The 8949-nt window shown below is 66.9% G+C and carries 10 protein-coding genes; 4 read left to right on the top strand and 6 right to left on the bottom strand.

Translation table 11 applies throughout. The annotated features are described in order from the left end of the window. Positions 1-160 precede the first annotated feature (160 nt). The 4 genes from AB0D59_RS50905 (at position 161) to AB0D59_RS50920 (ending at position 2759) form a co-directional block, all read left to right on the top strand. Positions 161-328, top strand: a complete 168-nt coding sequence (locus tag AB0D59_RS50905; RefSeq protein ID WP_362579988.1) for a hypothetical protein — start codon at positions 161-163, stop codon at positions 326-328. A gap of 198 nt (positions 329-526) precedes the next feature. After that, complete coding sequence (locus AB0D59_RS50910; protein ID WP_362579991.1) at positions 527-757, top strand: hypothetical protein; 231 nt, start codon at positions 527-529, stop codon at positions 755-757. A 125-nt stretch (positions 758-882) separates the two neighbouring features. Then, the gene (locus AB0D59_RS50915) at positions 883-1917 is read left to right on the top strand and encodes an AAA family ATPase (RefSeq protein ID WP_362579994.1); all 1035 of its coding nucleotides are present in this window, start codon (positions 883-885) and stop codon (positions 1915-1917) included. A 53-nt stretch (positions 1918-1970) separates the two neighbouring features. After that, entirely contained in the window at positions 1971-2759 is a 789-nt protein-coding gene (locus AB0D59_RS50920) for an HNH endonuclease signature motif containing protein (RefSeq protein WP_362579997.1), read from the top strand. Between the two features lie 61 nt (positions 2760-2820). On the opposite strand, the gene AB0D59_RS50925 is transcribed toward AB0D59_RS50920, so the two are convergent. The 6 genes from AB0D59_RS50925 to lexA form a co-directional block, all read right to left on the bottom strand. Beyond that, on the bottom strand, positions 2821-3381 hold the full coding sequence (locus tag AB0D59_RS50925; RefSeq protein WP_362579999.1) for a hypothetical protein: 561 nt from the start codon (positions 3379-3381) through the stop codon (positions 2821-2823). A 68-nt stretch (positions 3382-3449) separates the two neighbouring features. Further along, positions 3450-4088 carry a hypothetical protein gene (locus AB0D59_RS50930; RefSeq protein WP_362580002.1) on the bottom strand — a complete coding sequence of 213 codons (639 nt, stop codon included), beginning with the start codon at positions 4086-4088 and terminating at the stop codon, positions 3450-3452. Next, positions 4085-5008 carry a hypothetical protein gene (locus tag AB0D59_RS50935; RefSeq protein WP_362580005.1) on the bottom strand — a complete coding sequence of 308 codons (924 nt, stop codon included), beginning with the start codon at positions 5006-5008 and terminating at the stop codon, positions 4085-4087. Before AB0D59_RS50935 ends, AB0D59_RS50930 begins: the two co-directional genes overlap by 4 nt. A gap of 127 nt (positions 5009-5135) precedes the next feature. Then, the gene (locus AB0D59_RS50940) at positions 5136-6149 is read right to left on the bottom strand and encodes a DUF6236 family protein (protein ID WP_362580008.1); all 1014 of its coding nucleotides are present in this window, start codon (positions 6147-6149) and stop codon (positions 5136-5138) included. Positions 6150-6350: 201 nt separating this feature from the next. Beyond that, positions 6351-7277 carry a hypothetical protein gene (locus AB0D59_RS50945; RefSeq protein ID WP_362580011.1) on the bottom strand — a complete coding sequence of 309 codons (927 nt, stop codon included), beginning with the start codon at positions 7275-7277 and terminating at the stop codon, positions 6351-6353. Between the two features lie 865 nt (positions 7278-8142). Further along, positions 8143-8814, bottom strand: a complete 672-nt coding sequence (gene lexA / locus AB0D59_RS50950) for a transcriptional repressor LexA (protein WP_362580014.1) — start codon at positions 8812-8814, stop codon at positions 8143-8145. Positions 8815-8949: the final 135 nt, after the last annotated feature.

Below are 8949 nucleotides of genomic sequence, written 5' to 3' on the forward strand. Positions count from 1 at the left end.
TCCATCAGTTCGTGACGTAGATCCACTTCGCTCTCCTTGATCGTGATGACCAACACCGCGATCAACGAGGAGAAGAGGTGCAGATAACTGTGCACAGCCGGCGGGCGGCGTCTGGCCACATGCCGCGCTTTTCAACGAGACCGAGCAGTCCGCCTTCGGCGTGCAGGACATGGAAGACCAAGCCGTACCGTTCCGCCTGACGCTGGGCGAGTTCGCGGACGCCCGGCCACTCGGACTCCTCACCCAGATCGATTTGGATGACGACGACCTTGTCGAGGCAGCCCGCCTTCTTGGCCCAGGTCACGATGCGGTGGAGCTGGACGACTGAGTCCTTGCCGGCGCTTCTTCCGCCAGTTCGTTGCGCCTCTTCATCTCTCGCTGGAGCGGACTCTTGCAGGTAGGAGATCTATGCGCGCAAGTCACCGAACAACAGCCGTGTTGCCCCAGCTGGGGGGATTCATCGGCCGATCAAGGTCCAGTAAATACGTGTTGGCGGACAATACGACCAGTCGGGCATGGTTGGTTCGTGACAACGATCGCTGACCCCTCGTGGGCCATTCAGCAGCTCGACAGTTTCATCGCCCTCACCGGCCTCGTGCCGCTCGCCAGCGGTCGGCCGGGGCGGCAGCACCGCGGTTCGAAGGACGAACTCACCGCCCAGGCCGCCGTCGTCGAGCGTATTTTCCTCTGCGCAGCGTCGAGCCGCAGACGGCTGAGGGCCAGTTCCGTCGCATCACGCAGGGCGGGCGCCGGCTGACGGCTTATCACTTCGATTACGTGTCCCCGGAGGACACCGAGACACAAGTGGAGCGACTGTCTTTCTCGGTGACACCGCACTCTCGTCCTCCGACCAACATCCACGTTCTGATAGGTCGCAATGGCGTGGGCAAGACAACGCTGCTGAGCAACATCGGCGCGGCAGTGGTGAACCCGAGCGGGGAGTCCGGCGACGCTGGTGAGATCGTCTGGGCCGGTGATGGGGGTGGATCGTTTACGAACGTCGTATCCGTCACGTTCAGCGCTTTCGACCCCGCTCATGAGGGCGTCGAGACGGGGACAGGGGACGACGAGGACCGCCCGAAGGTCAAGAAGGGGTGGGATGAGGACAAAGATGTTCCCGGCGAGCAGCTGCCCGCTGATCCGGTCGAAGCAGCCGTGTCGTACACGTATGTGGGACTGGCCAAGGTCGATGTCTTCGGGCGCCCCACCAGGGAGCGCAAGTCGTACGACGACCTGAGCACTGAGTTCGTCAAGAGTGTCAAGGAGGTCAAGGCTGCCGGGCGGATCGGTCGGTGGATAGATGCCCTGGACACGCTGAGCAGCGACCCGTACTTCTGCGACTCCCCCATCCATGGGTTCGCCCGCTCGGTGCAGCGGCGCACGTATTTTCTTGAGCAGGACGAGCGAGATGCTCGCTTGTTCTTCACTCGCCTCAGCTCAGGGCACGCGATCGTCTTGTTGACCGTCACACGGCTGGTGGAGACCGTGGCGGAGCAGTCCCTCGTGCTCCTGGACGAGCCCGAAGCCCACCTGCATCCACCATTGCTCGCGTCGTTCATCAGGGCTCTGTCGGATCTGCTGACCGACCGCAACGGCGTCGCTTTGATCGGTACCCACTCCCCCGTGGTGCTGCAGGAAGTTCCTCGTTCCTGCGTGTGGAAAGTCAGCGGCTGGGACCGCCACCCGCCGGTGCGCCCCTCTCTGGAGACTTACGGGGAGAACGTTGGGGTGCTCACTCACGAGATCTTCGGTCTGGAGGTCAGAGAGTCTGGATTCCACGCCGAGATCGCCAAGGCCGTTGACGAGTTGGGATCCTACGATCAGGTCCTGGACCGCTTCCGGGGACAGTTCGGCGGGGAGGCGAAGGGACTGGTCCGGATCCTCCTGGCGTACCGGGCCGTGGACGGGCGCCGCTGATGTGGCCCCTCGACCCGCCGGCCCTTCGGACCCGGGAGAGCTACGACACGTGCGTGCGCGGTACCAGGGATCAGCAGCGGCGCAGCCTGCTGGAAGCCGCGGGTGACAGCGTGGAGGCTGCAGGCGAGCGATTCCGGCAAGCTGCTCGGCAAGGCCGGATGCATGAGCTGAGCAGTGCTGAGTTCACCGTGCCGGGCATCTCGGCAGGCAACGTCGTGCGGTGGGTCTATGAGTACGGCATGGTCACGAACCAGGACGGACGCGCCATCTACAACCGGATCAAAACTGCTCCCCTGGACGAGAGATGCCCCCTGTGCGGCCATGGTGTGGTCAGCACGCTGGATCACTTCCTGCCCAAGAGAATGTTCCCCGCACTGTGCGTAGATCCGCTGAACCTGGTGCCAGCCTGCCGTGACTGCAACCATGCCAAGGGAGAAGGGCTGCCTTCCGGAGCCGAAACCACCCCGCTGCATCCGTACCTGGACCGTGTCGACGACGACTCCTGGCTGGAAGCGAGGGTCGCGGACAGTAGCCCGATCTGGCTCGACTTCTTCGTCAGCCCTCCACCCGCCTGGGAGCAAGTCCTCGTCGACCGGGCCCGCCACCATTTCGCACTCTTCGGGTTGGCCCGGCTCTTCGCAGTTCAGGCCAACCGCATCGTGAGCAACATCCGCCGGCAGCTCACCGAGATGCTGGACACGGGCGGCGAGGACATGGTCCGGGCGTACCTGTCAGCCGAAGCCGATTCGCGTCTCGCTCACCAGCTCAACGGATGGGAAGGGGTGACCTATCGGGCCCTGGCTCGTGACGACGCCTTCTGTAACGGCGCCTTCATTTCATGACCCATTGACATCAGCCCGAGGCTCCCGCCCGTGACTTACGTGGCTCACCCAGCGTTCGCGGTCAGCGGCGGGTGACGGTGTAGCCGGCGTCGTTGACCGCCGTGGTCCACACGGTGCGGTCGAACCACTTGGTGATGTCTGGCTGCATCTCGGTGAGGGTGCGCATGCGGGCCTGCCAGTCGTGGCCGGTGGGGCCGCGGCTGCCGTCGCATCCCTCGCAGCCGTCTTCGCCGTGGAGGTGGCCGGCCATCCATGCGTTGACGGCGACGTTGAGGATGACGGCGTACAGGTCGCCGCCGGATTGGGCCAGGGCATCCGGCACGCCGGCGAGGATCAGTGCCAGCTCGGGGTTGACCTGCGGCGGCAGGGGTGCTTGCCCGACCCCTCCGTCGGGGCTGCTGGCTTCGAATTCCCGCACGCTCTGGGCGAGGCTGTCGGCGAGTACGGAGGCGTCGAAGTAGCGCCAGGCTGATCTCACCTGGATGCCGAGCTGGGTGGCCACCGCCTGCACGTTGCGCTCGATGATGTCCTCGACCGTCGCGGGAGCGAGGGTCACACCCCGGCGGGCCAGTTCGGCGAGGGTTTCGGCGACGGCTTCTTTGAACGCTTTGGTGTTCCGCACCACCGCATCGTAGGGGCGCGGGACTTGCCCGGGAGGCCGTGCGGTGGAGTTCGCGGAGCGCGGGTGGTTCAGGGTGAGGGGGCCAGGGAGGCCGGGAAGACGGCGTCGGGTCCGAAGCGGGCGCGGGCGGTGTCGGCCGCCTTCTCGAGCTGGCGTGATTTGTCATCGCTCGCATCGAGGAGGAGTTGCTGGTGTGCGTCGGCTGCGGGGCGCAGTCCGGAGGCGCGAAGGGTGATGGTTCGGACGCGTGCGCGCTGAAGGGCGAGGTGGTCGTAGATGCGGTAGGCGGCCTGGGTGAGGGCGGCGGAGTGGTTGGTGGCTTCGGGCAGGGTGCGTGTGCGGGTGGTGTGGGAGCGGTCGGCGTAGCGGATGTCGAGGGTGAGGGTGCCGGCGGCGTCGCGGGTGTGGCGGAGGTCGGCGCCGAGTTGTTCGGCCAGGGCGAGGAGGGCGCGGCGGTGTTGTCCGGGGTCGAGTTCGTCGTGCGGGAAGTCGTGGCGGGCGGTGCGGGAGGCGGGGGCGGCTCCGGGGGTGACGGGGCGGAGGTCGTGGCCGCGGGCTCGGTCGGCGATCTCCCGGCCGGTGGTCTTGCCGAGTAGTCGCTGCAGGGTGAGCAGTGGGGTGTTGGCGAGGGCTCCGATGGTGTGCATGGCCTCTCGAAGGGCCTTCTCGGCAGTGGGTGAGAGACCGGGCCGGGTTGAGGCGGTCATGTTTCTCCCGCCTTGGTGATCGCGCTCTCGACGTCGCGGATCTGCTGGTCGATCAGGGCTCTGCGGTTCGCCGGTAGTGCGGGGAGGCTCCGCAGTTTGGTAAGGGAGGCGTACTCGGCCTGCCAGATGGGCAGGTGCTCCGGGGCGATGATGCTGTTGCCGCAGCGTGCGGGCTGGCAGCGGTCGATGAGTGGCCCTCGGTGCCCTGGGGGCACGATGGCGCCTTCGAGGCACTTCGCGCCGGCGGGATTGTTCTCGTCCAGGGTGCAGTGGTTGAGCTTTCCGAACCGGATCGATAGGTGCGTGCGTTTGAGCAGGCCGTGTTCGACGCGAATGTCCCCTCGCGGGGCCTTTCCACTCGCTCGGAGGGCTTCGGCCTTCTCTCGGACGGCAGCGAAGGCCGAACGCATCTGGTCAGCGCCGGGCCCGAAGCCGGTAGCCTCGCCGCGGCTGTCGGCGTCGAAAAGGTCCCTCAGGCGTTGGAACCGACGTTCGGCGATGGCGGTGGTGAGGAGGCGGGCCCAGGAGGGGTCGTGATCCATGTAGCCCTGGGTCCAGCGATTGGCCAGCGCTCGGGTGGCTGCGTGTTTGAGCTGCATGCCGACGGCGATTTCTGATCCGGGGTAGTCGCGGGTGAGCATGGCCATGGTCCGGCGGAACATGTGCGGGGTGACCTTGCTGGGAGGGATCTCGGCAAGGCCGGTGATTCTCCGGTGACGGTTGACGTGCTTGATGAAGCACCTGATGGCGGTCTGGCTGGTGAAGCCGCTGCCGTGGAAGCGCGGGGTGACCGCCGCGAAGGCGAGGGTGTCGCTCATCGACAGGCGCATGGCGGTTTCGATGGCCTGGGCAACCGGTGCGATGATCCACCAGTGGGCGGTGGGCCGGTCGGGATCGAGTTTGCGTTTGACCGACTTCACTGCCGGGGTGCCGAAGTACTCGGTGAGGGCTTCCTTGGTGATCTCGCGGATTACTGGCGGGAGGGGGTTATTCCGACTGTGCGCTATTCACCGTTCCCGGACACGGCCCGTCCCTGCCCGGGAGGTGTCAGGTCAGCGTTCTTTCGATCCTGTGCAGATAGCTGAAGTCGTGGTCATCACGGAAGCTGGTCAAGGGACGGATCTCCCGAGTGGCTACGTTCAGGGCGTAGCCACCAACCGCTCCCAAAACCCAAGTGAGACCGGGCTCGACGACGCTCCCCGCGGCGGCGGCCAGGGCAATGGTCACCGTGACTGACCGCGTCACCCATGCCATCCGGCTGCTCTTGGCTGCTCCACGGTAATCCTGGACAGACTGCTCGATCTCGCGGCGGAGTTGGGCCAGGACGTCGGAAGGGTGTTCGTAATCACGGCGGAGATCACCAAGCAGACGATGGAGGGCCCGCATCAGTCGCTGCCGTTCGTCAGCGTGGCGGTCTCTGAAAGCAAGGACGGCGCTGGCCGGGGTGCCGGGGGCGGGAAGCAGGCGACCGATCTCCACCTCCCAGGAAGGGACACGGTTCTCGATGGGGCCGCGCAGAGCGCGGGTGTGCGCCTGCGTGTGATCGGTGTACGGGGAGAACTCGATTCTAGTGGCGAGGTCGCGGGCCAGGGTACCGATGACCAACAGCTGCGCCTCCTTCGGGAGAGCGAGGCACCAGTAGTCCTCCTCCCATCGCTCGGCCAAGCCGAGAGAGAGGAGTTCCTGCCCCAGCCAGCCGCTGACCTTGCCCTGGTAAAGAAATGCATCCGGTGGGGACGGAAGCCGGGGCCGGTCGGAACTTGCAGCCATCCGCCGTAATTCCTGCCGCAGAACCTGGGCGGCCGGACTCTCGCTGAAAAGGGTGCAGCCCGACCAGGCCCCAGAGCGCTCACCCTCACCCGCCGCGAGGGCGCCCTCATCGAAGGCCAGGGGGAAGTACAGGTCCCGATCCCGCAGCTCCTTCAGCTGCTCGGGCACGGCGACGTCGTACACCTCTGGACTCCGCGGCACGATAGTCGCGATGCCGTCCCAATAGAGCAGTGCCTGGTGCAGGATCTCCGTCGGCGGCTTCACCAACGGGTAGTACAGCATTACAGCCATCACGCCTCCTTGCCCCGAACTCCCGCCCGCTGGCGGCAGTTCACGCTAACGGAGCGCGCCCAGGCGGGGTGCAGTCACGGCCAAGACCAGGCACCCCTCGAATCGAGCGGGTCCGGTCGTTGACCTTGTCGCGGCGGCGCGCATCCCAGCCGTCGTCCATATTGCGGGAGCGGCCCGGCTTATTTCCTTCCCTCTCGCCTCTCAGCCTCGTCCTCGGCGGGCTGCGAGGTATTCGGCCCAGTCACGTCTGGCGTAGGCGACCCAGCGGAGCGCGGTGTGGCGGTGCATCCCGGTCACGTCGGCGAGGATCGGGCTGGGTAGATCAGCAGCGAGAGTGGCCAGCGCGGCGTTGCGCGCGGTGCGGACCGGGATGCCGTGCCGGCTGAGCTTCTTTGTCATGCCGTGTGTCGAGATCGGCTTGCCCGGGACCATGCCCGGGAAAAGCCACCGAGGGCCGGGGTGAACTCGCGAGAGTTGTGGCCGTAGCTGAGGCTGTTCGGCGAGGTGGCGAAGGAGCTGGGCGAGCCGTGGAGGCAGCAGGACGGGGTGGCGGCCTAGGACGAGGTGGGTGCCCTTGTCGCTGAGCTTGAGGTGCTCGGGCGTCAGATGACAGAGGCGTTCGGTGGACGGACCGAACAGCAGGGTGATCGCGCCGGCGGCCCGGACGTCCGCAGGCAGGGCATCGTCGGTCAGGCAACGTTGGAGGAGCGGCCACCGATCGTCCTCGTCGAGCAGGTTCTGGGGTTCCTGCCTCGGGATGGAGGGGACCGTGAGTTCGCAGGTGAGCCGGCGGCTCGTGGTCCATTTCAGGAAGTAGCGGATGAGGTAGCGGCGTTGGCTGGTGGCTCCGGCGATCCAGTCGTCGATGTGCTCCTGCGCGAGCTTGTCGAGGCGCAGGCCGCGTTGGTCTATCCAGGACAAGAAGTCCAGGGCGACGCTGACGCGGCGTCGCAGGTCGCGGTCGGAGGAGGCGGGATGGCGGCGGATGGCGGCCCGCTGGCGTGCTCGCCGGAGTAGAAACCAGTGCAGGAACGGGCGGGCGAGGTTGCCGTGCGCGGCTGACTTGTCCGCGAGCTCGTGCTCCAGCCAGCCGGGAATGCGTTCGAGGTCCTCGTTGCGTTCTTCCAAGATACCTGTGTGGACCAGGAGTTGACGGACGTAGCGCTGGTTCCGGCTGGGCGGGAGCTCGTCCAACAACTCATGGCTGAGCGTGTGGCCTTCGGCCGTGAGCTGGGCGAGGAGCTCGGTGTTCGGGCTCTCCTTGAGCCACTGGATGGCGGGAAACGGTGAGGGTGCGTCCGCCAGCGCGGTCGCGAGCGGTTGCAGCTGTGGGGTGACCGTGCCGCCCGGCCCGGCCAGCAGGGCGTTGACCCGCTCGGCGAGGACGCAGTGAGCGCATCGGCCGCGGCTGTGGGGATTGCCGGCCCGGCCGCAGCAGCATCAGCACGGAGTACGCGTACGACCGCATCGTCTTGGCGTCCTTGCGTTCCAGCGCCAGCGACCGGAACCACGACGACACCGGCTCGACCGGGCGCATCGCCGCATCCAGCAGGATCGGCGTACCCGAAGGCACCAGACGCCGGGCGAACAGAGCTGACAGCTCTGCGTGACTCAATCCAGCGACCTGGCCGACCTTCCAAACCTTCCGCTGGTCGGTGAAGAACAGCTGCACGTGACCCCACAGGTATGCGTCACCACTCTGGCAACGTGCAGTCTTTCGGCGCCGGTCAGAGGTGTGCTGGGAGATGCCGCGATGTCACTCGGATGAGACAACTTCAAGTGTCTGGAGAACCGTCCCATTTCGGTTCGAGGGCCCAGCCCGGGGACTCGGGCACGTCGGTTACTGCGCGGGCCAGAGCGAGCGGGGCAGGCAGAACGAAGGGCGGCACCAGGACGACCTCCTGCGGGGCTTTCAGCGTAGGTCTGCGGCTCGCCAGGGACATCCCCAGAGCCTCGGGACCGTACCCAGGCGCCGACGCCGCGGGCCGCGCCGTTACAGCACGCGCAGGACGCCGACGACCTTGCCGAGGATGCGTGCGTCGTCGCCGGGGATCGGGTCGTACGCCGGGTTGCGTGGCATGAGCCACACCTGTCCGTCCTGCCGGCGCAGCACCTTCACCGTGGCCGCGTCGTCCAGGAGCGCGGCGACGATGTCGCCGTGGTCGGCGCTGTCCTGGCATTTGACGGTGACGATGTCGCCGTCGCAGATCGCCGCGTCGATCATGGAGTCGCCGGAGACGGTCAGGGCGAAGACGTCGCCGTCGCCAACCATCTGCCGGGGCAGCACGAAGACGTCCTCGAACGTCTCCTCGGCGAGCAGCGGGGCGCCGGCGGCGATCGTCCCGACGAGCGGGACCTGGACGGCCGTGTCGCCTCTGCTGCTCAGCTCGGGCGCCCAGGAAGTCCGGACCCGGTAGGCGCGCGGGGTGCGCGGGTCGCGGTAGAGGACGCCCTTGTGCTCCAGCGCCGTCAGCTGGTGGGCGACCGAGGAGGTGCTGGCGAGTCGGACGGCCTGGCCGATCTCCCGCATCGACGGCGGGTAGCCCTGCCGGGCGACCGTCTCCGTGATGTAGCGGACGATCGCCGCTTGGCGGTCCGTCAGCTCCCCCTCGGCGGTCCGCGGCCCCGGAGGCCGGCCTCGGCGAGGGGTTGTGCTGTCATCCATGCTGGCACCTCCGTATCTGCACAAGATCCGCTGGCGCGACCTTAGACGATGTCCTATGTGGTGATCGCTCGTTGGTCTGTTCATGGGGCGGGGTACGTGGAGTTGGATTGTTCCGGACGGCTTGTGGGAGCTCGC

Source organism: Streptomyces sp. NPDC048417, assembly GCF_040651615.1.
Taxonomy (GTDB): domain Bacteria; phylum Actinomycetota; class Actinomycetes; order Streptomycetales; family Streptomycetaceae; genus Streptomyces.

Coding starts and splice junctions, on each gene's coding strand:
- AB0D59_RS50930 (WP_362580002.1), bottom strand. CDS start 4,088: ATGACCGCCTCAACCCGGCCCGGTCTCTCACCCACTGCCGAGAAGGCC.
- AB0D59_RS50940 (WP_362580008.1), bottom strand. CDS start 6,149: ATGGCTGTAATGCTGTACTACCCGTTGGTGAAGCCGCCGACGGAGATC.
- lexA (WP_362580014.1), bottom strand. CDS start 8,814: ATGGATGACAGCACAACCCCTCGCCGAGGCCGGCCTCCGGGGCCGCGG.